The organism is Streptomyces sp. NPDC016459, from assembly GCF_040632845.1.
GTDB lineage: Bacteria > Actinomycetota > Actinomycetes > Streptomycetales > Streptomycetaceae > Streptomyces.
On record NZ_JBEYCR010000007.1, the window covers coordinates 79,718 to 102,734 of the forward strand.

At 72.7% G+C, this 23,017-nt stretch carries 20 protein-coding genes; 10 read left to right on the forward strand and 10 right to left on the reverse strand.

All coding sequences use genetic code 11. The annotated features are described in order from the left end of the window. The first annotated feature begins 138 nt into the window (after positions 1 to 138). Positions 139 to 681 (forward strand): DUF1707 domain-containing protein, encoded by a 543-nt coding sequence (locus tag ABZ567_RS18900; RefSeq protein ID WP_360791051.1) that lies wholly within the window; start codon positions 139 to 141, stop codon positions 679 to 681. A 12-nt stretch (positions 682 to 693) separates the two neighbouring features. Here ABZ567_RS18900 and ABZ567_RS18905 read toward each other — a convergent pair whose 3' ends face one another. Next, complete coding sequence (locus tag ABZ567_RS18905) at positions 694 to 1,092, reverse strand: TM2 domain-containing protein (protein WP_360791054.1); 399 nt, start codon at positions 1,090 to 1,092, stop codon at positions 694 to 696. Between the two features lie 235 nt (positions 1,093 to 1,327). Further along, positions 1,328 to 2,053 carry a DUF4097 family beta strand repeat-containing protein gene (locus tag ABZ567_RS18910; protein ID WP_360791057.1) on the reverse strand — a complete coding sequence of 242 codons (726 nt, stop codon included), beginning with the start codon at positions 2,051 to 2,053 and terminating at the stop codon, positions 1,328 to 1,330. A 937-nt stretch (positions 2,054 to 2,990) separates the two neighbouring features. On the opposite strand from ABZ567_RS18910, the gene ABZ567_RS18915 reads away from it, so the two are divergent. Continuing rightward, on the forward strand, positions 2,991 to 4,358 hold the full coding sequence (locus tag ABZ567_RS18915; protein WP_360791060.1) for an MFS transporter: 1,368 nt from the start codon (positions 2,991 to 2,993) through the stop codon (positions 4,356 to 4,358). A gap of 72 nt (positions 4,359 to 4,430) precedes the next feature. Here ABZ567_RS18915 and ABZ567_RS18920 read toward each other — a convergent pair whose 3' ends face one another. The 6 genes from ABZ567_RS18920 to ABZ567_RS18945 form a co-directional block, all read right to left on the reverse strand. After that, the gene (locus ABZ567_RS18920) at positions 4,431 to 6,323 is read right to left on the reverse strand and encodes a GAF domain-containing protein (protein ID WP_360791063.1); all 1,893 of its coding nucleotides are present in this window, start codon (positions 6,321 to 6,323) and stop codon (positions 4,431 to 4,433) included. Between the two features lie 77 nt (positions 6,324 to 6,400). Next, the gene (locus ABZ567_RS18925; RefSeq protein ID WP_360791065.1) at positions 6,401 to 7,216 is read right to left on the reverse strand and encodes a 3-hydroxybutyrate dehydrogenase; all 816 of its coding nucleotides are present in this window, start codon (positions 7,214 to 7,216) and stop codon (positions 6,401 to 6,403) included. A 55-nt stretch (positions 7,217 to 7,271) separates the two neighbouring features. Then, entirely contained in the window at positions 7,272 to 7,754 is a 483-nt protein-coding gene (locus ABZ567_RS18930) for an NUDIX domain-containing protein (RefSeq protein WP_360791068.1), read from the reverse strand. A gap of 103 nt (positions 7,755 to 7,857) precedes the next feature. Beyond that, complete coding sequence (gene lnt / locus ABZ567_RS18935; protein ID WP_360791070.1) at positions 7,858 to 9,456, reverse strand: apolipoprotein N-acyltransferase; 1,599 nt, start codon at positions 9,454 to 9,456, stop codon at positions 7,858 to 7,860. Positions 9,457 to 9,595: 139 nt separating this feature from the next. After that, positions 9,596 to 10,162 carry a hypothetical protein gene (locus ABZ567_RS18940; protein WP_360791073.1) on the reverse strand — a complete coding sequence of 189 codons (567 nt, stop codon included), beginning with the start codon at positions 10,160 to 10,162 and terminating at the stop codon, positions 9,596 to 9,598. A 61-nt stretch (positions 10,163 to 10,223) separates the two neighbouring features. After that, the gene (locus tag ABZ567_RS18945) at positions 10,224 to 11,018 is read right to left on the reverse strand and encodes an aspartate/glutamate racemase family protein (protein WP_360791076.1); all 795 of its coding nucleotides are present in this window, start codon (positions 11,016 to 11,018) and stop codon (positions 10,224 to 10,226) included. Between the two features lie 57 nt (positions 11,019 to 11,075). Between ABZ567_RS18945 and ABZ567_RS18950 the strand changes: the two genes are divergently transcribed. The 4 genes from ABZ567_RS18950 (at position 11,076) to ABZ567_RS18965 (ending at position 16,768) form a co-directional block, all read left to right on the forward strand. Beyond that, on the forward strand, positions 11,076 to 12,287 hold the full coding sequence (locus ABZ567_RS18950; RefSeq protein ID WP_360791079.1) for a glycosyltransferase: 1,212 nt from the start codon (positions 11,076 to 11,078) through the stop codon (positions 12,285 to 12,287). 385 nt (positions 12,288 to 12,672) lie between these two features. Then, a complete protein-coding gene (locus tag ABZ567_RS18955; protein WP_360791082.1) occupies positions 12,673 to 13,167 on the forward strand; it encodes a DUF6643 family protein in 495 nt (164 codons plus the stop codon). Between the two features lie 54 nt (positions 13,168 to 13,221). Continuing rightward, on the forward strand, positions 13,222 to 14,046 hold the full coding sequence (locus tag ABZ567_RS18960; protein ID WP_360791084.1) for an MOSC N-terminal beta barrel domain-containing protein: 825 nt from the start codon (positions 13,222 to 13,224) through the stop codon (positions 14,044 to 14,046). 313 nt (positions 14,047 to 14,359) lie between these two features. Further along, positions 14,360 to 16,768, forward strand: coding sequence for a right-handed parallel beta-helix repeat-containing protein (locus ABZ567_RS18965; RefSeq protein WP_360791087.1), 2,409 nt, complete (start codon positions 14,360 to 14,362; stop codon positions 16,766 to 16,768). Here the strand turns inward: ABZ567_RS18965 and ABZ567_RS18970 are convergent. Further along, on the reverse strand, positions 16,738 to 19,251 hold the full coding sequence (locus ABZ567_RS18970; protein WP_360791090.1) for a hypothetical protein: 2,514 nt from the start codon (positions 19,249 to 19,251) through the stop codon (positions 16,738 to 16,740). The two genes, ABZ567_RS18965 and ABZ567_RS18970, sit on opposite strands and share 31 nt — an antisense overlap. Before the next feature lie 133 nt (positions 19,252 to 19,384). Between ABZ567_RS18970 and ABZ567_RS18975 the strand changes: the two genes are divergently transcribed. The 3 genes from ABZ567_RS18975 (at position 19,385) to ABZ567_RS18985 (ending at position 21,408) form a co-directional block, all read left to right on the forward strand. Continuing rightward, entirely contained in the window at positions 19,385 to 20,212 is an 828-nt protein-coding gene (locus ABZ567_RS18975) for a DeoR/GlpR family DNA-binding transcription regulator (RefSeq protein WP_360791092.1), read from the forward strand. Further along, positions 20,209 to 20,646, forward strand: a complete 438-nt coding sequence (locus ABZ567_RS18980) for an SRPBCC family protein (protein ID WP_360791095.1) — start codon at positions 20,209 to 20,211, stop codon at positions 20,644 to 20,646. Before ABZ567_RS18975 ends, ABZ567_RS18980 begins: the two co-directional genes overlap by 4 nt. A 261-nt stretch (positions 20,647 to 20,907) precedes the next feature. Continuing rightward, complete coding sequence (locus ABZ567_RS18985; protein WP_360791097.1) at positions 20,908 to 21,408, forward strand: SRPBCC family protein; 501 nt, start codon at positions 20,908 to 20,910, stop codon at positions 21,406 to 21,408. Here the strand turns inward: ABZ567_RS18985 and ABZ567_RS18990 are convergent. After that, positions 21,368 to 22,510, reverse strand: coding sequence for a PLP-dependent cysteine synthase family protein (locus tag ABZ567_RS18990; RefSeq protein ID WP_360791100.1), 1,143 nt, complete (start codon positions 22,508 to 22,510; stop codon positions 21,368 to 21,370). The genes ABZ567_RS18985 and ABZ567_RS18990 overlap by 41 nt on opposite strands. A gap of 173 nt (positions 22,511 to 22,683) precedes the next feature. Between ABZ567_RS18990 and ABZ567_RS18995 the strand changes: the two genes are divergently transcribed. Then, complete coding sequence (locus ABZ567_RS18995) at positions 22,684 to 23,004, forward strand: hypothetical protein (RefSeq protein ID WP_360791103.1); 321 nt, start codon at positions 22,684 to 22,686, stop codon at positions 23,002 to 23,004. Positions 23,005 to 23,017 lie beyond the last annotated feature (13 nt).

A 23,017-nucleotide genomic window follows, 5' to 3' on the forward strand; every position in this document is an offset into this window, starting at 1 on the left:
CGTGACCTGCGGCGACGTGAAGGATCCCGCCTCCCGGCGGGCTTGACGTCACGCCGTCAGCCCGCAAGTCCGGCAGCAGGCAGGCATGTTCTCGTACGTACTGGACTACCGCGAGGCGACCGACGCTATGGTTGCGTCATGTCCTCCGTGCCAGAAAACTTGCCGCCGCGGGTATCCGAGGTTGACCGCGACATGACTGTCGAGCGTCTCCAAGAGGCATACTCCGAGGGGCACATCCCTCAGGAGGAAATGGACGCACGTCTGCACGTCGCGCTCACCGCTGAGACACCCGGCGAGCTGGCGTCCGCCCTGGCCTCACTGCCCGCCAGGGACGAGGGTCCAACCGTCATCGTGGACTCCGTCGGCGGGCTGATCCAGCGGCGCGGCGGATGGCAGGTACCGCAGGTCTTCAAGGTCACCTCGAAGATGGGCAAGGTGTACCTGGACCTGTCACGCGCCGTCATCAAGCACCCGGTGGTCAACATCGAGCTGCATCTGGAATACGGGTGGGCCTGGATCGTTGTGCCCCGCGATGCCACGGTCGACTACGGTGGCCTGAACGCCAGTTGGAAGCAACCGGCCTATAAGGCCCCGCTGCGCGGCGGATCGAGCGGGCCGCGCATCCGGATCTCCGGGACCATGGGGCACGGCCGGCTGCGGATCAGACACCGCCGTAGTTGATCGTGCCGGCGGTCAACCGCGCAGGACACGGCCCTCGGCATCGGTCTTGCCCCTGACGGTGAGCAGGATGATGCCGTCGATCAGCGTCCAAACGCCGAGTCCGCCCAGGGTGAAGAGCTGACAAAGCGCCATGCCGTTGTGGCCTGTGTAGAAGCGGCCGAAGCCCAGGGGTCCCAGGAAGATGGAGAGCACTCCCGCGACGTTCCTGGACTTGTCGGAGTACGGCCGTCCAAACGGGTCGTAGCCGTAGGGGGCTCTGGTGTCGGACGCGTAACCGGGGGCACCGGGGACCGGCGCCGCGGCGGGCCGGGCCTCACCGAGGTAGCCGTCACCGGAGTGACCGTATTCGGGATCGGCCTGGCCGGGGGGCAGCGACCCTTGACCGTACGGGTTGTTCGGGACCTGGCTCACGGGTGGGTTCCTCCGGGCGGACGTGGTGCGGGAACTGGGGCGATTGCCGTTGCCGGCCCCGCCGAATGAACGCAGCGCGGGGACAAGGTGGTCCGCCGTGCCACCGGACTCAGTACGCCGGACGGGCTCAGCGCGGATCTGTCCGGAGGGGCGGACTCGACCACGCTCTTCCGGTGAGCGTGAGTCACCGTGCTCCATGGACTCAGGCATCGGACTCAGTCATCGGTGGGACACTTCAAGAGGGATTGACGGAGATGTCTCCGTTGCCACTGGTCACTTCGATCCGGTGGTCGCCGGACGGCTCGTTGCGGACGTTGATGTCCTTGTTGCCGTTACCGGTCTGTACCAAGAGCCTGTAACTACTGTCGGGCAGAGTGAGTTTCACCCCTCCATTTGTGGTTTTGGCACGGATGTCTTGTGCCTTTCCGGGCGTCAAGTCGATCTCACCGTTGGAGGTCTCTGCATCGATCCGGCTGCCGTGCAGGTCCTTCCCGTTGATATTTCCGTTGGAGGTCCGGACCTTCACCCCTTCCGCTACTCCTTCTAACGTGACGTCGCCTGAGCCGGTCTTCAGGTCTACCAGTCCCACATCAGACAGACTGATATCGCCGTTGGAGGTTCCTCCGTCGACTGCTACCCCGACGGGCACTTCCACCGTGTAGTCCACCTTGCAGTCGTCGCCGCAACCCTCGAGGATCAACCGCCCTTGATCGACCCGGTGGGTTGATCCATCGGGTTTGTCCCCGTGATAGGTGATCTCGCGGTGCACGGAGATCTTGTCGAGGCCCTTTCGGCCGCGGAGCGTGACGCTGCCGGAACCCGTGTCCAGCCGCACAGACGTGATCTGCTCCTGCAGCGATGCGTCGTCTTCGAAGGTCTCCCCTGGCCCGCAACCACTAAGCCCTGCCGCAGCCAAACCACCTGCGAGAACAGCCCAAAGCACGCGTAGGCGCATCGTCATGTCGGTGACTCCAAGTCTTTGAGCGATGGCGGTCAGCCACGAAGCTATCGGCGTCCGACAGCTCGAGGCGACCGTGCTACCCCCACCTTTCGACCACCGGCTACCCCGTATACGGCCCGGTGTCTACGTGACCGCCATCGGCGGCCCGGCCCCGACCTGCCCGGACACCCCTTTCTGCACCACGCTTCAGGGGTTCTCGTAGCTCGCGTTCAGGAGTGGTTCCGCATGCGGAAGGCCGCGCTCCGCGCGAAGCCGGAGCTCAACGTTCCCAGTGCCGTGGTGCCCGAGCCGACTCACATCCCGCGTGAATCCCGGGACGAGGTCGATGTCCTTCACCGAAGGGCCACCACGACCTCCTGCTTACGGGCGTGGCTGACGCACGCGAAGTCCCGCAAGCGCCGGTAGGCACGGTACTGCTTACGGTCGGCGCTACCGACGTCGTCGCCGAGGCCGCGAAGCAGCTCGTCGGGTGCAGCACGCAGCGCTGCCGTCGCCTCGTTCCCATGCCCCGGAGAAGTCCGCGCTGCCTGCTGCCGGCGCTCGGTCCGCCACCCTCGCGCGGGCGCCGTCGTCTTCGCTACCGGGTCGAGCCCCAGCGGCCGTGTGCCGAAGTACCTGTACCGGTGCCCCGGTGGGCGCAGGGGCACCCATCGGAACCGGTCTGTCGCAGATGTCGGAGTTCAACGCTGCGTAGTCAGCACCAAGTCAGCACGGGAGTCAGCACCGCACCACCAAAACGTGCCCGATCAGTGCAACCCGGACAGCCCCTCTCTCGGTCCCTCTCGGGCCTTCGGTAGGGTCGCAATAGCAGGCCATGGAGGCCGGGCGCACACGGCAGACCCGAACTATGGTGTCCCACCACATACGCCCCTGACCTGCCCCTTCCTACGGTATGGCGACACCGAAACGTCCCCGCACATGCCTGGAAGTGGTGCACATGGCCGCCGCAACACCCTCCCCTACGCCACCCAACTCCCTCAAGAAGATCGTCGCCGCCAGCCTCATCGGCACCACCATCGAGTGGTACGACTTCTTCCTGTACGGGTCCGCCGCGGCGCTCGTGTTCAACAAGTTGTTCTTTCCCGAGTCCGATCCGCTGGTCGGGACGCTGCTGTCCTTCCTGACGTACGCGGTCGGGTTCGCCGCGCGGCCCCTCGGGGCGCTGGTGTTCGGGCACTACGGGGACCGGCTCGGGCGGAAGAAGCTGCTGGTGCTGAGCCTGCTGCTGATGGGTGGGGCGACGTTCGCCATCGGACTCTTGCCGACGCACGCGACGATCGGCTCCGCCGCTCCGGTGCTGCTGACCGTGTTGCGGCTCGTGCAGGGCTTCGCGCTCGGTGGGGAGTGGGGCGGGGCGGTGCTGCTCGTGTCCGAGCACGGGGACGCCAAGCGGCGCGGGTTCTGGGCCTCGTGGCCGCAGACCGGTGCGCCGGCCGGGCAGTTGCTCGCGACCGGTGTGCTCTCCGCACTGACCGCGCTGCTCTCGGACGCCGCCTTCACGTCCTGGGGCTGGCGCGTTCCCTTCCTGCTCTCGGGTGTCCTCGTGATCGTCGGCCTCTGGATCCGGCTGTCGGTCGACGAGTCGCCCGTCTTCAAGGCGGCCCTCGCCGCCGCCGAGGAGCGCAAGGCCGTCGCCGGACAGGTCGAGAAGATGCCGCTGGTCGCCGTGTTGAGGCACCACTGGCGGGACGTGCTGATCGCGATGGGCGCCCGCATGGCGGAGAACATCTCGTACTACGTGATCACGGCGTTCATCCTCGTGTACGCCACCACCGAGGTCGACCTCTCCAAGCAGACCGCCCTGAACGCGGTCCTCATCGGTTCCGCCGTCCACTTCGCCGTCATCCCCGCCTGGGGCGCGCTCTCCGACCGGATCGGCCGCCGGCCGGTCTATCTGATCGGCGCGATCGGCGTGGGGGCGTGGATGTTCCCGTTCTTCTCCCTCATCGACCGGGGCTCCTTCGGCAGCCTGCTGCTCGCGGTCACCGTCGGCCTGATCCTGCACGGGGCGATGTACGCGCCTCAGGCGGCCTTCTTCTCCGAGATGTTCGCGACCCGGGTGCGCTACTCCGGCGCCTCCATCGGCGCCCAGTTCGCCTCCGTGGCCGCCGGAGCGCCCGCCCCGCTCATCGCGACCGCGCTCCTCGCCGACTACGGGAACTCGACCCCGATCGCCCTGTACGTGATCGCCGCCGCGCTGCTCACGATCGTCGCCATCGCCTGCGCCCGGGAGACCCGCGACCGTGACCTCGGGGAGATCGAGGAGCGGACCTCCACGGCATCCCGCGTCCGCGCCGAGGTCTGATCCGCGGACCGGCGCCACGGGCGCGCCCCGTGCCCCGCCTTCACCGGCGGGGCACGGGGCTTTCGCCGTGCGCTACGTGCCGGTGACCGCGTCCGCGAGGGCGTGCAGGCGCAGCGCCAGCTGGATCTCCAGCGCGCGCGACGGGGACTGCCAGTCGGGGCCGAGGAGCCGGCCGACCCGTTCCAGGCGCTGGGCCACCGTGTTGACGTGGACGTGGAGTTCGTCCTTGGTACGGGCCGGGCTCATGCCGCTCGCGAAGTAGGCGTCCAGGGTGCGGACCAGGTCGGTGCCCCGGCGCCGGTCGTACGCGACGACCTGGCCGATGGTCCGGTCGACGAAGCCGTCGACGTCCCGGCCGTCGGCGAGCAGGAGGCCCAGGAAGCCGAGGTCCTCGGCGGCGGCGCCCTGGCCCGCGCGGTGCAGCAGGACGAGCGCGTCGAGGCAGCGGCGGGCCTCCCCGTACGCGACGGCCACCTCGCCCGGCCGGTCCAGGGGGGCCCGCACGGGCGCGGAGGCGCCGACGGTGACCGGTTCGCGCAGGGTGCCGCCGAGGCTCCGCGCGGTCCCCCGGGCGAGGTCGGCGGCGCTCTCGCCCGGGCCGAGCGGCAGCAGCAGGACCGTACCGCCGTCGCGTGCCGAGGCGAGTCCGTGGCGGGTCGCGGCGAGGTGGGTGGCCGCCGACCACAGGCGCTGGCGGTCGGCGCCCTCGCGGCCGCCGGCGTCGGGGGCGGCCGCGCCGCCCTCCCGGTCGATCCGGGCGGCGAGCACGACGTGCGGGGCCTCGCTGTCGGTACGGAGCCGGGCCGCGCGCTCCCTGAGCAGGCGGCGGTCCCGGTCGGGGGCGTCGAGGAGGTCGTCGAGGAGTTCGCCCCGTACCCGCTGTTCGGCCTCGCCCGCGGAACGGCGGGCGAGCAGCAGCAGGGACGTGACGAGGGCGGCGCGCTCCAGGGTGCGCTGGTCGACCGGGTCGAGGTCGGGCCGGCCGCGGAGGACGAGGGCGCCCAGGGTCTCGCCGCCCGCGGAGACGGCGGCGACCCAGTCGTCGCCCTCGCGGACCGCGTGGCCCCCGGCGCGGCGGACGGCTCCGGCGCCTTCCTCGGTGAACTCGACGGTGCCGCCGAGGACTTCGGAGACGGCGTCGGCCACGTCGTGGACGCCCCCGCCGTGCAGGACGAGTTCGGAGAGCCGGTCGTGGACCTCCGAGGCCCGCTCGATGACTCCGCTGTGTTCGCGGATGATGTCGTTGGCGCGCTCCAGCTCCGCGAGGGCGGAGCGGGTCTCGGCGAGGAGGTTGGCCGTGTCGATGGCCACGGCGGCGTGCGCGGCCAAGGAGCCGAGCAGGGCGACCTGTTCGCGCTCGAAGACCCTGGCCCTGCGGTCGGCGGCGAAGAGGACGCCGATGACCTGGCTGCCGAGGCTGAGCGGGACGCCGAGGATGGCGACGAGGCCCTCGTCCCGTACGGCCGCGTCGATGCTCCGGGTGTGCTGGAAGCGCGGGTCCTCGAAGTAGTCGTCGGTGACGTACGGGCGGGCCGTCTGGGCGACGAGGCCGCCGAGCCCCTCCCCCATTCCCAGCCTGACCTGCTGGAAGCGCGCGGAGACCGAGCCCTCGGTGACCCGCATGTACGTGTCTCCCGCGGCCGGGTCGTTGAGGCTCAGATAGGCGACCTCGGTGCCGAGGAGGGAGCGGGCGCGCTGGACGATGGCCCGCAGTACCGCGTCGAGGTCGCGGAGTCCCGCGAGGTCGTGGGCGGTGGCGAAGAGCGCGGACAGCTCCGCCTCGCGCCGCCGCCGTCCCTCCAGCTCGGCCCGGACCCGCAGGGCGAGCTGCTTGGCCTCTTCGAGCCCGGCCAGCGCCTCGGGGCCCGCGCCGCTCGCACGGGCGAGGAGCACGGGCCGGTCGTAGGCCTCCGTGGCCGCTCCCCGGGCGAGGAGTTCCAGGTAGGAGACGTGTTCGTGGGACATGGACACAGGGATACCTGCCGTAGGTGTGGTCGCACCACCCCTGTGGACAGCCTTCTGGACCGTGTTCGGCCGACCGTTCAGTGCGCGGTCCAGCCGCCGTCGAGGGTGAGGGAGGTGCCGGTGATGAACGAGGCCTGGGGGGTGCAGAGATAGAGGACGGCCTCGGCGACCTCCTCCGGTTCGATGAGCCGCTTGAGCGCCGAGTCCTTCAGCAGGACCTCGGAGAGGACCCGCTCCGGGGGGATGCCGTGGGCCGCGGCCTGGTCCGCGATCTGCCGTTCGACGAGTGGGGTGCGTACGTAGCCCGGGTTGACGCAGTTGGAGGTGACCCCGTGGGGGGCGGCTTCGAGGGCGGCGGTCTTGGAGAGGCCCTCCAGGCCGTGCTTGGCGGCCACGTACGCGGATTTGAAGGGGGAGGCGCGCAGCCCGTGGACGGAGGAGAGGTTGACGATCCGGCCCCAGCCCTGGGCGTACATGTGCGGCAGGGCGCCCCTGATGAGCCGGAAGGGCGCTTCCAGCATCACGGTGAGGACGGTGTGGAAGACGTCCGGCGGGAATTCCTCGATGGGGCGGACGAGCTGGAGTCCGGCGTTGTTGACGAGGATGTCGGTGCCCGCGGCGGCGGCCTCGGCGGCGTCCAGGTCGGTGAGGTCGAGGAGCCGGGGTTCGAGGCTTCCGGGGAGCGCGGCGGCCTCTTCTGCCAGGGTCTCCAGGCCCTCGGGCACGCGGTCGACGGCTCTGACCCCGGCCCCTGCGGCGGCGAGCCGCAGCGCGCAGGCGCGCCCGATGCCGCCGGCCGCGCCGGTGACGAGCGCGGTGCGGCCGGTGAGGTCGAGGGTGACGGCGCGGGGCTGGGCCGGGGGCAGGGGCGCCGGTGCGGGTGCGGGGCTCATGCTCCGCACCCTACGAAGGGCTCTCTCCCCCACCGATGTGCGCCGAGCCCATAGTTCAGCTGGTTGCTGTGGTGCGGAACCATGTGGGTTCGTCGGCCAGCGCCTTCTCTATCCGCAGATGGGAGAAGCGCGCCATCTCGGGCAGGTCGTCCACGTCGAACCAGCCGACGTCGGTGGACTCGTCGTCGTTGACCCGGGCCTCGCCGCCCACCGCGCGGCAGCGGAAGGACACGTCCATGAACTGGCACGCGTCGCCGTTGGGATAGACGATCGGCCTGTCGAGGGTCTCGACGAGCACGATCCGCTCGACCTCGCAGCGCACGGCCGTCTCCTCGTACACCTCGCGCACCGCGCAGTCGGCGGGCTGCTCGCCCGGGTCGACGATGCCGCCGATGATCCCCCACTGTCCGTTGTCGGAACGCCGGCCGAGCAGCACCCGGCCGCGGTCGTCGAAGACGACGGCGCTCACGCCGGGAAGGAAGAGGAGCTGCTGTCCCGCTTTCTCGCGCAGGGACCGGATGAAGTCGGGGGTAGCCATGCGTCCGACCCTAGATCATGGGCGTACGGAGGTTCCTGCCCCTGCCAGGGCGCGCGATCCGGCATGATCCGCCCGGAACCGGGGCGCTCCGTCTGGAACCGGATCATTCCGCCCGCGAACGCCGGGCCCGTGCGGAGCGGAACACCGACCAGCCGAGGCCGGCGGCCCCGAGCGCCACGAGCAGGGCCTCCGGCAGGGTGCCCATCCGGGTCGCCGGGGTCAGCGAGGAGCGCAGCGGCACCTTCTCGACCAGGACGTCCGGGGTGAACATCCTCGTCTCCGCGACGATCTCGCCGTCGGGAAGGATGACGGCGCTGACCCCGCTGGTGACGGGCACGACCACCGACCGGCTGTGCTCGACGGCCCGCACGCGGGACATCGCGAGCTGCTGGTAGGTCATCTCGCTGCGGCCGAAGGTGGCGTTGTTGCTGGGGACGGAGATGAGCTGCGCGCCGGCGGTGACGGTGTCCCGCACGGCCCAGTCGAAGGCCGCCTCGTAGCAGGTGGCGAGGCCCACCCGGGTCCCCGCGAGGTCGAAGACGCCGACCTTCGTACCGGCGCCGAAGTCGCGGCTCACGCGGTCGACGTTGCTGTTGAAGACGCGGACGAGTGACCTCATCGGGATGTACTCGCCGAACGGCTGGACGTGCCGCTTGTCGTAGCTGGCGACCGGGCCCCGCTCCGGGTCCCACTCGATGAGGGTGTTGCGGAGCTTGCCGGTCTCGGGGGCGACGACCGCGCCGATCACGGTCGGCACGCCGATCGCCCGGACCGCTCCGTCGATGACGTCGGCGGCGTCGGCGTTCGCGTAGGGGTCGATGTCCGAGGAGTTCTCGGGCCACAGGACGAAGTCGGGCTGAGGGGCACGGCCGGCCTTGACGTCCGCGGCGAGTTCGCGGGTGCGGGCGACGTGGTTGTCGAGCACGGCCCGGCGCTGGGAGTTGAAGTCGAGGCCGAGACGCGGCACGTTGCCCTGGACGGCGGCGACGGTCGCTGTGCCGTCCTCGGCCGTGTCGTCGACGAGGGGCAGGGCCGCGAGGGCGCCGCCGACCGGGACGACGACGGACAGCACGGCGACGGCGAGCGGGCCGCGGGGGACGGCGCCGGCGGCGCGGCGCCCCCGGATCCGGCGGTACGTCTCGTACAGGCCGAAACCGCAGAGGGCGACGGCGAAGCCGAGTGCCGGCGTACCGCCGACGGCGGCGAGCGGCAGGAAGACTCCGTCAGCCTGTCCGAAGGCGATCTTGCCCCAGGGGAATCCACCGAAGGGCACGCGCGCGCGTGCCCCTTCCGCGATGATCCACACCGCGGCGGCGAAGACCGGCCACCCCGGGAGCCGGGAGACGGCCGCGACGCCGAGTCCGGCGGCGGCGACGAAGAGCGCCTCGACGGCGGCCAGGGCGACCCAGGGGCCGGCGCCGACCTCCTCGCCGGTCCAGACGAGGAGCGGCAGCAGGAAGCCGAGCCCGGCGAGGTATCCGAGGCCGAAGCCGGCGCGGAGGCGGCGGCCCCTCAGGGTCCATCCGAGCAGGGCGAAGGCGGGCAGCGCCAGCCACCACAGAGGCCGTGGCGGGAAGCTCAGGTAGAGCAGGAACCCGGACAGCAGGGCCGCCCCGGGCCGCACGAACCGCCGCAGCCGGGAGGCCGGCGTGGGTGCGGTGTCGGTTCCGGACGGGTCGACGGGGGTGATGGTGGCGCTCACCTTGCGGAGTCTACGGGTCGTTCCTGTCGGCGAGGCGGTCGGCAGGGGCCGGGGACGACCCCGGTGACCTGCCCGTACGTCCGCCGCCTGGGCACGGCGCCGGGCGCGTGCACGCCGAAGGGGCGTGGTGCGGACGGGTTCAGACGCCCGTCGCCGCCGGCGGTCCCGGTGGGGCCGGGTGGCGGAGCCGGTCGCGGATGACACGTACGGCGGACTCGGCGTCGTCGACGGTCACCGTGAACGTACGCCCGTCGCCGAGGCGCAGGACCAGGCCCTCGCCGCGACGGACGACCACGGCCGTCCCCATCTCGGGGCGCCAGCGATAGCCCCAGCCGCCCCAGTGGCGGGGGGTGACGCTCGGTGCGAAGTCGGCGCCGACGATGTGGGAGAGGAGGATGCGGCGGCGCGGAAGGCCGATGTGGCCGCAGCGGACCTCCATGGCGAGGTCGTCGACCTTGACGGCCACATGGACGAAGGCGAGCGTGCCGAAGAGGACGAGCAGTCCACCGACGACGCAGCCGATCACGGCCATCAGGAGGGCCGCGATGCCGGAGGTCCAGGGCGATTCCACGGCGATGGTGATGCCGAGGGCCATGCAGGCGGCGCCCGCGATCGCGGCCACCCACTGGAAGCGGTTGGTGGCGCGGCCGGTCCAGACGACGGTTCTCCGCTCGTCGGCGTGCTGGTTCCGGGCGTGCTCCCTCATAAGGGAAGCGTACTCGGGGCCGGCCGGAACAGCGCGTCGGAACGAGGTCGTCCGCGCACGTTCAGTGAGCGGGCGCGGTCACCCCGAGGAGGCGGCCTTCGGCGTAGCCGAACGCGGTGGCGGGGAGGGGCCCGGGGCGTCCGCTGAGCAGGACGGAGAGGCTGCCGGTGGGGTCGGCGTCGGGGGCCGGTTCGGCGCCGACGCGGCGCAGTGCCTGGGCGGCTACGGCGTCCGCCGAGCCGTGGAAGACGAGGGCGGGCAGCCCGGGCGCGCGACGGGCTTCGAGCGCGGAGACGATGCGCTCCTCGACCAGTTCGTAGTGGGTGCAGCCGAGGACGACGGCGCGGACGTCCCGGGGGGTGAGCGCGGCGGCAGCGGCGACGGCCCGGTCCACGGCCTGCGGGTCGGCGTGCTCCACGGCGTCCGCGAGCCCCGGGCAGGGCACCTCGGTGACCTCGGCGCCGTCGGCGAAGTCGCGGATGAGCCCGCGCTGGTAGGCGCTGCCGGTGGTGGCCGGGGTGGCCCAGATGGCGACCTTGCCGCCGCCCGCCGCCGCGGGCTTGATCGCGGGCACGGTGCCGATGACGGGGATGGCCGGTTCGAGGGCGGCGCGCAGGGCGGGCAGCGCGTGCACGGTGGCGGTGTTGCACGCGACGATCAGCGCCTGCGGGCGGTGCTCGGCGGCGGCGAGCGCGACGGCCAGGGCGCGCCCCGTGAGGTCCTCCGGTGTGCGCGGGCCCCACGGCATGCCGTCGGGGTCGTTGGACAGGAGCAGATCGGCGTCCGGCCGGAGGCGCCGCACCGCGGCCGCCGCCGGGAGGAGGCCGATTCCGGAGTCCATGAGCGCGATCTTCACCCGGTCACCCTAGCGGATGAGCCTTACATCCCCCTCGATCTGGGGCATGCTCCGCGCATGAGCACCCTCGCCTGGTTCGCGCTCGGCTCGTCGGTCGTGTGGGGTTGGCTGCTGCTGGGCCAGGGGTTCTTCTGGCGCACGGACCAGCGGCTACCGCCGATCGCCCGGCGCCACGCGCGCGGGGAGACCACGACTGCCGCGGGAGCCGAGGACCGGTGGCCGCAGGTGGCCGTCGTGGTGCCGGCGCGGGACGAGGCCGGGGTGCTGCCGCTGAGCCTGCCGTCGCTGCTCGCGCAGGACTATCCGGGTCTCGCGGAGGTGATCCTCGTGGACGACGGGAGTACGGACGGCACGGGGAGGCTCGCCGCCGAGCTGGCCGAGGGGTACAAGGGGCTGCCGTTGACCGTGGTGTCCCCGGGCGAGCCGGAGCGGGGCTGGACGGGCAAGCTGTGGGCGCTGCGGCACGGCATGGCGCTGGCACGCGCGCGGGGACCGGAGTTCCTGCTTCTGACCGACGCGGACATCGCCCATGAACCGGACAGTCTGCGGCTGCTCGTGTCGGCGGCGGTGGAGAACGATCTGGATCTGGTGTCGCAGATGGCCCGCCTCCGGGTGACGAGTCCCTGGGAGCGCCTGGTCGTGCCGGCGTTCGTCTACTTCTTCGCGCAGCTCTACCCGTTCCGGTGGATCAACCGGGCGCGGCCTCTGGCGACGGCGGCCGCGGGGGGCTGTGTGCTGCTGCGGACGGCGGCGGCGGACGCGGCGGACGTCCCGGAGGCGATCCGGCAGGCGGTGATCGACGACGTGTCGTTGGCGCGGGCGGTACGGCGGGCCGGCGGCCGGATCTGGCTGGGGCTCGCGGAGCGGGTCGACAGCGTCCGCCCGTACCCGGGTCTCAACGAGCTGTGGCGGATGGTCGCGCGGAGCGCGTACGCGCAGTTGCGGCACAGCCCGCTGCTGCTCGCGGGGACGGTGGCGGGTCTCGTTCTCGTCTACCTGGTGCCGCCGGTGGCCCTGGTGGCGGGCGTGCTGGGCGGGGACCCGGTGGCGGCCTGGGCGGGTGGTGCGGCCTGGATGGTGATGGCGGGGACGTACGCGCCGATGCTCCGCTACTACCGGCAGCAGCTGTGGCTCGCTCCGCTGCTGCCGTTCACCGCGTTCCTCTATCTCCTGATGACGGTGGACTCGGCGCTGCGGCACCACCGGGGCGTCGGGGCGGCCTGGAAGGGGCGGACGTACCCGCGCCCGGAGACGGCCCCGGACAGGTGACCGGCCGGCCGCCGGTCGCGTCCGAGGAGGGCTCAGCCCGGAAAGGGTTTTCCGACACGGGGAGTAGCGCCGTCAATTCGGCGCGTGCGCGTGAGCCCGGAGAGGCTGCGGATTGACGTCTAAGCATGCCCATGATCACTTCCCGCTCGCCTTCTCCGCACTTTTTCTTTATCTCTTCTTCATGCCAGGGCCGCCGCACCGGAACGGGACGGTCCGACCCGCCGGTAACCCCCTCCGAACTCGGCTTTTACACGATCTTGGCTCCCAGCGCCGCCCGTTTTTGGCACGTTCGCTCTGATTGGGGATCCACTTCCGCACGAAGCCCGTCAAACAACCCGCTAATCGGGCTCCCCAACCAGCACATCGTGGGCTTAACTTATGTGCCATGACCTCCCCCCGCTCCACCTATGGAGGCGGTTACCACACCGCGCCGTCCTTCCCGGACACCCCGATCTACGACTCCCTGGTCGCGGAGCGGGGCACGCCTCAGATCGCCCCGATCCGAGTGCCCGCCGCCTACGACACCGGCAGCAGCTTTTCCGTGAGCGGCTCCTACCTGCCGGCGCTTCCCTCCGCCCTGCCCGCCCTTCCGGCGGCGCCCACCCCGCAGCCCTCCTACGGCAGCGGTTACGGCTACCCGCAGCCCTCTCCGCAGATGGCCCCCGTGCCCCTGCAGCACGCGCCCGCCCCGTACATCCCGCAGCAGCAGGTGGCCCCGCGCGGCTACCAGGGCCAGCAGTACCCGCAGCAGCCCCGTCCGGCGCCCGCCGGGTACGAGTCGATGCGCCCGGCGGCGCCCCGGCCCGCCCCGGCGCCGGTACCCGCCCCCTTCCCGTACGACGACCCGTACAACCGTCCCTACCAGGGCGGGGGTTACTGACCGGCGCCCCGCACCGGACCGCGGGAGGTCCGGAGCTGCTGGCAGGATGACGGTATGCCGACTCCTGCGCTCCGCTCCATCCACGTCCATCCGGTGAAGGCCATGCGCGCGCTGGCTCCCGCGGAGGCCGAGGTCCAGCCCTGGGGGCTGGCCGGGGACCGCCGCTGGGCCGTCGTCGACGCCGCGGGCAAGGTGGTCACCCAACGCCGTCACCCCCGGATGGCGTTGGCCACGGCGGAGCCGCTGCCGGGCGGCGGAGTCACCTTGTCCGCGCCCGGCCACCCGCCCCTGACGGTCGAGGTGCCGCACCCCTCGGCCACCCTCACGGTGGACGTCTTCGACAAGCCCGTGGAGGCCGTCCCGGCCCACGCGGCGGCGGGAGGCTGGCTCTCGGCGTTCCTGGAGGGCGAGTTCCGGCTCGTCCACATGGACGCCCCCGAGCACCGACGTCCCGTCGACCCGGCGTACGCCCTGCCCGGCGAGACGGTGAGCTTCGCGGACGGCTATCCGCTGCTCGTCGTCACCACGTCCTCGCTCGCCGCCCTCAACTCCCTCGTCGCGCAGGGGGACCACGCCCACGAGGGCCCCCTCCCGATGAACCGGTTCCGGCCGAACCTGGTGATCGGGGGGACCTCCCCCTGGGAGGAGGACGGCTGGACGCGGCTCGGCGTCGGAGAGGTCACCTTCCGGGTCGCGAGGCCCTGCGGGCGGTGTGTCGTCACCACGACGGACCAGTCCACCGCCGAGCGGGGCAAGGAACCCCTGCGGGCCCTCGCCCTGCACCGCAGGAACGACGGCCGGGTCATCTTCGGCCAGAACCTCGTCCCCGAGCACACCGGCACGGTCCGGGTCGGCGACGAGGTCAAGATCCTGGACTGAGATGCGGACCCGGCGCGGCCCCCGGAGCGCGTCGGACGTCCGGCCGGGACGCGGGACCCCGACCTGGGAGCACTGCTCACGGGTCTCCTGGTGGAGACCGTCCGCCGCCTCGCCGTACGCCGGCTGGTGCCGCTGCGGTACGCGCGTCCCGACCGGACGTGGGCGGCGACCGGGCCGGACCGGGGCCGCGCGGGAACGGGCAGCTGAGCGCGGAGGGGTGCTCGTCGGTGACCCGTCAACCCGGCCGCCCCGCGCGCGCTACGGTGGGGCATCCGATCAGCGGCGAGGCATGAGGCGGGGGCAGGACACACCCATGGCACAGGGCACGGTCCAGGTGACGCACACCGGCACATCGCGGTGGCGGCGCCGCACGGGTGAGTACCCCTCGCTGGCCGCGGCGCTCGAGGCCGCCGGGGACGGGGACGTGCTCACCGTCGCGCCGGGCACCTACCGGGAGAACCTCGTGGTGCACCGGGCCGTCACCCTGCGCGGCCCCGAGGGCGGGGTCGGCTCGGTGCGGATCGCGCCGCCGGACGGGGTGGCGCTGACGCTCCGCGCCTCCGTCACCGTGCAGGACCTCCACATCGAGGGGCAGGACGTCGCCGCTCCGGCCCTGCTCGTCGAGGACGGCACGCCCGAGCTGCTCGATTTGCGGATCATGACCCGCTCGGCCGCCGGGATCGAGGTGCGGGGCGCGGCCCGGCCGACGGTTCGCCGCTGCACGGTCGACAACCCCGCCGGGGTCGGCATCGCCGTACTCGACGGGGCCGGCGGGGTGTTCGAGGAGTGCGAGGTCGTCTCCGCCGGACAGGCGGGCATCTCGGTGCGCGGCGGGGCGCATCCGCGGTTCGAACGCTGCCGGGTGCACCACGCCTCCGGCGCCGGGATCGCCGTCACCGGCGAGGGCAGCGCCCTGGAGGGCATCGGCTGCGAGGTGTACGAGATCAAGGGCGCCGGCCTCCAGATCGCGGCCCGCGCGACCGCGCACCTCACGGACTCCTCCGTGCACCGCACGTCGGCGGACGGCATCACCCTCGACACGGACGCGGTGCTCACGCTCTCGGACTGCGACATCCACGACATCCCCGAGAACGCCGTCGACCTGCGTTCCCGCTCGGTGCTCACCCTGACCCGGTCGACGGTCCGCCGTTTCGGCCGCAACGGCCTCTCGGTGTGGGACCCGGGGACCCGGGTGGACGCCAACCAGTGCGAGATCCACGACAGTACGGGCGACTACCCGGCGGTGTGGGTGAGCGACGGGGCGACCGCCGTCCTCGACGCCTGCCGGGTGCACGACGTACCGGACGCGCTGTTCGTCCTCGACCGGGGCTCCCGGGTCGACGTCGTCGACAGCGACCTGTCACAGGTGCGGAACACGGCGGTGTCGGTGAGCGACGGGGCGACGGCGCAGCTCGACGACTGCCGGATCCGGGAGGCGTCGACGGGCGCCTGGTTCCGGGACCACGGCAGCGGCGGCACCCTCGGCGGCTGCACCATCGACTCCGTGCAGACGGGCGTCATCGTCACCAAGGGCGCCGACCCCACCATCGAGCGGTGCACGGTCACCTCGCCCGCCGAGGCCGGGTTCTACGTGTCGGCCGAGGGACGCGGCTCCTTCCACGGCTGCCGGGTCACCGGCAGCGGCGGATACGGGTTCCACGTCACCGAGGGCTGCAGGACCACGCTGCGCAAGTGCCGTACGGAGCGGTGCGCGCGCGGCGGGTACGAGTTCCCCGAGGAGGGGACGAGCGCGGAGGACTGCACCAGTGACGAGAGCGCGGTCCGCTCCTCCGTACCCGACGGGGGGACGGTCCTGACGGCCACCCAGCCGGCCGGGCTGCTCGGGACGGTGCCCGCGCCGCGCCCCACGGCAGCGGCGGCGCCGGTGGTCCCGGAGCCGGTGCCCGCTTCCCGTTCGTCACAGGACGTGCTGGGCGAGTTGGACGCCCTGGTGGGTCTGGAGAGCGTCAAGCTGGAGGTACGCACCCTCACGAACATGATCGAGGTGGGGCGCAGACGTCAGGAGGCCGGTCTCAAGGCGGCCTCGGTCCGCCGCCATCTGGTCTTCACGGGCAACCCCGGCACGGGCAAGACGACGGTGGCCCGGCTGTACGGCGAGATCCTGGCCTCCCTCGGCGTGCTGGAGCGGGGGCACCTGGTGGAGGTGTCCCGGGTGGACCTGGTCGGTGAGCACATCGGGTCGACGGCGATCCGTACCCAGGAGGCCTTCGACCGGGCGCGGGGCGGGGTGCTGTTCGTCGACGAGGCGTACGCCCTGTCGCCGGAGGACTCGGGGCGTGACTTCGGCCGGGAGGCGATCGACACGCTGGTGAAGCTGATGGAGGACCACCGGGACGCGGTCGTCGTCATCGTCGCGGGCTACACGGCGGAGATGGAGCGCTTCCTCACCGTCAACCCCGGCGTGGCGTCCCGTTTCTCACGGACGATCAGCTTCGGTGACTACGCTCCGGACGAGCTGCTGCGGATCGTGGGGCAGCAGGCGGACGAGCACGAGTACCGGCTCGCCCCGGGGACGGACGAGGCGCTGCTCGTGTACTTCACGAAGCTGCCGAAGGGTCCGGCCTTCGGCAACGGCCGTACGGCGCGGCAGACGTTCGAGTCGATGGTGGAGCGGCACGCGGGGCGGGTGTCCGCGCTCGCCGAGGTGAGCACGGACGACCTGACCCTGCTCTATCCGGAGGACCTTCCGGAACTCCCCTGATCGGCCGTCTCGTTGGGATCGCGCTGCCGGGGCATGGCGGGGAGCAGCTGGTCGAGGAGGGCCGTGCGCCGCAGGGCGAACGTCGGGTCGGCCTGGTAGTCGGAGTGGCCGAGGATCGGTTCGGGCAGCGGGTGCCTGCGAGTGCGGCCGTAGGCGACGGGGTCGAGCAGGACGGCCGCGTCCACGGCCGGCCGGCCGTCCTCCGCGGGGACCCGGACGGGCCCGCCGATGGGGTCGGTGGCTCGGTACAGGTTGTTCCAGCAGTGCACCGTACGGTTCAGGGAGCGCAGCGCCTGGGGTCCGAAGTAGGCGGGGAACCAGCGGCCGTAGAGCCGCTCCAGGGGTGAGCCGTAGGTGAGGAGCGCGACCCGGCGCCGGGTGGCGGGCGGCAGCTGCCAGACGGCGGCCGCGGCGAGGACGCTGCCCTGGGAGTGCCCGGAGATGACGAGCCGTCCGCCGGTGCTCCGGGTCCAGGAGTTCATCCGCCAGATCAGGTCGGGGACCGCGCGTTCGGCGTAGCAGGGCGGAGCGAAGGGGTGGGCGGCGCGGGGCCAGAAGGTGCCGACGTCCCAGAGGATGCCGATGGTCCGGCGGGCGGAGGCGTCCCGGTAGGCGCGGCGGCCCCAGGTGACGAAGAGCAGGAAGCCGAAGCCGATCATCCAGGAACCGAGGGCCTGGGCGGCGGAGGCCAGGGACGCGACGGCCGGATGGGCACCGTCGAAGGCCCGCCCGGGGACGTTTCCGCTGGTCCAGGCACCGGCGACGGAAGCGGCTCCGAGGAGCAGGGTGGCGCCGGAGACGACGCCGACGAGGACGGGCGCGGAGTCGGTCAGCGCGGCCCGGGCCCGGCCGGACGCGATCTGTCCCGTACGGACCGGGTCGCGTTCGTCCGCGGTGTCGTAGTCGGCCTCGACGGTGGTGCGCAGCCGCCGGGCGGCGAGCGCGGTCCGTACGGCGAGGAGGGCGGCCGGAGCGAGCAGCAGCAGGAGCAGCACGGGGATGACGGACGCCTGCCAGCTGAGCAGCACGGGCGGGGCGATCCGGGGGCCGCCGTGGGCGACGCCGGGGCCGTCGAGCCAGTCGGCGACGCGCTGGGCCACTCCCCCGGTCATGACTCCGGCGAGGGCGCAGGCGAGCATGGCGACGGCGGGGCCGCCGAGTCCGCGCAGCGCCGTACGCGGGTTCCTCCCGGGTCGCTGGAGCAGCAGGGCGACCACGCCGAGGGCGACGACGAGGCCGCCCTGGGCGAGGGTGAGGGCGCCGAAGAAGGCGTCGCCCGGGAGGGTGCCGGTGGACGCCCAGCCGCGGCGGGACCAGCCGGCGTGCAGGGCGGTGAGCACCAGGAGGGCGAGTGAGGCGCCGGGCAGCCAGGTGACGAGGGCGCGTTCGACACACAGGTCGAGCCGGCGTTCGCTGCGGCCGCGACGGCAGACGACCCAGACGACGAGTACGGACAGGGCGATGACGGCGGCCTGGAGGGCCGGTCCTGCGGCGGCGCCGGAACCGGTACCTGGGGTGGTGGCGTCGTGCCGTGCGGTCGCGGTGGCGAGGGCGGCGGAGATGGTGAGGAAGCCGGCGGCGGTGTGGGCGGCTCTGAGACGGGCGACGAGCCTGCGCCCGTACCAGAAACCGGGGCGGCCGAGGGCGGGCCGCCGCTCGCCGGGGTCCTGACCGCCTTCCGGCGCCGGGATCCCGGTCGTCGCCGGGTCGGAGGCGGTGGTGGCCGTCGCGGTGGCGGCCGTCCCGGTGGCGGCGGCGCCGGGCGTCTCCGTACGGGGCGTCTCCGTGCCGGGCGTCTCCGTGCCGGTCGTCTCCGTGCCGGTCGGCGGTTCCGCCGTGGGGGCGTCGTAGCCGGTGGGCGGGCGCTGGGCCTCGTACGCGCTCCAGGTGCGGTTCGACAGGTACCAGAGGAGGCCGACGAGGGCGGCCGGCACCAGGGCGGCGAGGGCGAGACGACGGCCCGGGGCGGACCACCAGCCGCCGCGGTCCGCCGAGAGGAAACCGAGCCAGGGGTACGTGTCGGCGCAGGCGGCGGTCCCGGCGCACTGCCAGGCCGTCAGGTCGAGCGCGACCTCGCAGGCGGCGGCTGTGAGGAGCACGGTGAGGGTGAGGGCGACGAGCCGGACGAGGACCCCGTACAGCCGGACCGCCCCGCGGCGGCCCCGGGCGGGCGGGCGCATCCAGTGCGCCAGGTTGACCACCATGAACGGCAGGAGCAGCAGCCATAAGGCTCGGGCGCCGTCGCCCGAGGTCAGATTGGACCAGCAGTACGCCTCCGGGATGGGGCGTGCCGCGTACCGCCGGGGGTGGATCTCGGCGTCGAGGTCCTCCGCCCGCCGGTACACGGCGGCGGTCCGGTCGCCGGTGATCCGTACGGTCCTGGGGTCGTCGAGCATGTCCTGGGGGGTGGCTCCGCCGACTCCGTGGACGAGGAGTTCGAGCGCCGCGCCCCCGCTCTCCGGGGCGGGTGTGGCAGGGGACACTGAGGGGACTTCCTCTCAGGGTGGGAAGATGCGACGTCGGCACCAGGATCGCGGACGATGTGCGTCCGCGCACCGTTCCTCACCGAATCCGACACCCATCCCCCTGTCTCCTGCGGAAGGACCGGCCCCGGCGGTGACTGACAACCAGAACCTCCTCGCGGAGCAGCGGCGCGCCCTGATCCTCGACGAGGTCCGGCGGCGCGGCGGTGTCCGGGTCAACGAACTGACCCGTCGCCTCGGCGTCTCGGACATGACGATCCGCCGCGACCTCGACGCGCTGGCCCGGCAGGGCATGCTGGAGAAGGTGCACGGCGGGGCCGTCCCGGTGGTCGAGGCGAGTACCCACGAGCCTGGCTTCGAGGCCAAGTCGGTGCTCGAACCGAGTGCCAAGGACGAGATCGCCCGGGTCGCGGCGGCCCTGGTCGCGCCGGGCACGGCGATCGCCCTGTCCGGCGGGACGACGACCTTCGCCCTGGCCCGACATCTGCTCGACGTCCCGGACCTGACGGTGGTGACGAACTCGGTCCGGGTCGCGGACGTCTTCCACGAGGCCCAGCTCGCGAACAGCGGGGGCGAGTCCCGGCGCGGGGCGGCGACGGTGGTCCTGACGGGCGGGATGCGCACGCCGTCCGACGCCCTGGTGGGGCCGGTGGCTGACCGGGCGGTCCGCTCGCTCCACTTCGACCTGCTGTTCCTCGGGGTGCACGGCATCTCGGTGGAGGCCGGCCTCTCGACGCCGAACCTGGCGGAGGCGGAGACCAACCGGTGCCTGGTGCGGTCGACGCGCCGGGTGGTGGTGGTCGCCGACCACACCAAGTGGGGGACGGTGGGCCTGAGTTCCTTCGCCGCGCTCGAGGACGTGGACACGTGGGTGACGGACCGCGGTCTACCCGAAGGCGTACGGGCCGAGGTGGCCGAGCAGTTGCCCGGCCTCGTGGTGGCGGGCGAGGACCAGGCGTGAGCCGCTTCCGGGTCGAGCGGACGGTGCCGCTGGCGCCGGGGGAGGTGTGGCGGCGGCTGACGGACTGGCCTGCGCACGGGCGTCTGGTGCCGCTGACGCGGACGAGGGTGCTGACGCCGGGGCCGAACCGGGCCGGTACCCGGTTCACCGCCCGTACCGGGATCGGTCGCCTCGCCTTCGACGACCCGATGGAGGTCGTGCGCTGGGAACCCCCGGGGGCCGGTCGGCCGGGTGCGTGCCGGCTGGAGAAGTCCGGCCGCGTGGTACGGGGGTGGGCCCTGGTCGAGGTGACGGAGCTGCCCGGCGGCAGCCGGGTGGTGTGGACGGAGGAGCTGTCCGTACGGGGGGTGCCGAAGGTCTTCGATCCGGTGGTTGCGCGGGCGGGACGGGTCCTGTTCGGCAGAGCGGTGGACGGGTTGCTGGGGAGGGACTGAGTCCGCTCCGGGCGGCGGTCGGCGGTCGGCGGCCGGCGCACGACTTGCGACGCCCGGCGGGCGCCGGGCGCGCCGGGCTCCGGGCGTCAGGTGCGGAGCGTGCAGTGCCGGGCGCCGGGTGTCAGGCGCCGGGCTGCTTGCGACGGCCGCCGGGCCCCGCGCTCGGCCTGACAGGCACCGGATGACGCGGTCGCCCCCTGTGCTGTTGACAGTTCGTCAGCTACGGTGCTCTTTCGCTTCCGTCCTGGGGAGGTTCGGTCCATGGCACGCCGACTGAGGCCGGTGGAGCTCGACTTCACCGCATCCGCGCCCGTCCGCCTGGTCTTCACCGCGACGCTGGCGGCACCGCCCTCGGCCGTCTACCGGTCGCTCGCCGTGGAGGTGGGGAGCATGCCCGCCTGGTTCACGGCGGTCGTCTCCGCCGTCCCCACCGGCGACGGGGCCGGCAGGACCGTCCGGCTGCGGGGCGGGATCGCGTTCGAGGAGACGGTCCTGGCCACCGAGCCGGACGTCCGGTACGCCTATCGGGTGGACGCCACCAACGCCCCGGGCGTCACGGCCCTCGCGGAGGAGTGGGTCCTCTCCCCCTCGGGCCGGGGCACCCGGCTTCGGTGGACCATGGCGGCGGACGGCGCGGCCCCGTTCCGGCTGGGGCTGCGGCTCGCGGGGCCCGGCGTCGGGCTGTCGTTCCGGGACGCGGCGCGCCGGCTGGACCGACGGCTCATTCCGGCCAGGACCCGGACACCAGGAACCGTTCGATAGCGGCGCTGTACGGGGCGATGTCGAGGCCCTGGGCGGCAAGCCAGTCGTCGGAGTAGTACTTGTCGAGATACCGCTCGCCGGGGTCGCAGATCAGGGTGACGACACTGCCGGTCCGGTCGTGCGCGACCATCTCGGCGATGATCTTGAAGGCGCTCCACAGGCCGGTGCCGGTGGAGCCGCCCGCCTTGCGGCCGATGGCGGTCTCCAGGGCGCGGACCGCGGCGACGCTCGCCGCGTCGGGGACCTTCATCATGCGGTCGACGGCCCCGGGCACGAAGCTGGGCTCCATCCGGGGGCGGCCGATGCCCTCGATGCGGGAGCCGCAGTCCGCGGTGGCGGCTGGGTCGTGGTGCGTCCAGCCGTCGAAGAAGCAGGAGTTCTCGGGGTCGGCGACACAGATGCGGGTGTCGTGCTGCATGTAGTGGACGTAGCGGGCGATGGTCGCCGAGGTGCCACCGGTGCCCGCGGTGGCCACGATCCAGGCGGGCTCCGGATAGCGCTCCAGCCTCAGCTGCTGGTACATGGACTCGGCGATGTTGTTGTTGCCGCGCCAGTCGGTGGCCCGCTCCGCGTAGGTGAACTGGTCCATGTAGTGGCCGCCGGTGCGCTCGGCGAGGGCGGCGGCCTCCTCGTACATCGTGCGCGAGTCGTCGACGAAGTGGCACCGCCCGCCGTGGAACTCGATGAGCCGGCACTTCTCGGGGCTGGTGGTGCGGGGCATGACGGCGATGAAGGGCACGCCGATGAGCTTCGCGAAGTACGCCTCGGAGACGGCGGTCGAGCCGCTGGAGGCCTCGATGACGGGCTTCCCCGGCCGCACCCAGCCGTTGCAGAGGCCGTACAGGAAGAGGGAGCGGGCGAGGCGGTGCTTGAGGCTGCCGGTGGGGTGGGTGGACTCGTCCTTGAGGTAGAGGTCGATGCCCCACTTCTCGGGGAGCGGGAAGCGCAGCAGATGGGTGTCGGCGGAGCGGTTGGCGTCGGCCTGGACCTTGCGGACGGCCTCCTTGAGCCAGGACCGGTACGCCGGGTCGCTGCGGTCGACGTCGACGGTCACCGCGGCGACGCCCGCGCGGTTCCCCACGTTGTTCTCCGTGGTGCTCATGCGCGCCTCTCCTCGGTCTTTCCACTGGGTGTCCAGTGCCGACGATACCCCTCTCACCTGGGCAAACGTTTCCTTTGACTGTCCATAGGGATGACTTGCGGAAGGGCCTCTGGTGCGGGCACGGGCGGCCGGGCACACTGGGAACGACAACCGGGTGAAAGGGGCGGATCGGTATGGCGGAGGCTGAGTTCAGCGCGAGGGGCGTACGGATCGACCGCTGGCCGCGGTCGTTGACGCGCGCCGGGGAGGTCCGGATCGAGGACGGCAGGCTCGCCCTGCTCACGAGTTACGGCAGCGAGATCGACAGCGCACCCGTCAGCAGGGTCAGGGCCGGCCGCCCGTGGTTCGCGAGGGCCGACGAGGCGGTGGCGACGGTGAACGGCACCCGCTACCGGCTGACGCTGGGCGACGATCACGAGGGCGGCGGCGAGGGCGACCCGGAGGAGTCGGGCCGGTTCCTCGCGGCGCTGAAGCGGGCCACCGGGCGGCGCTGACGCACTCGTCGGC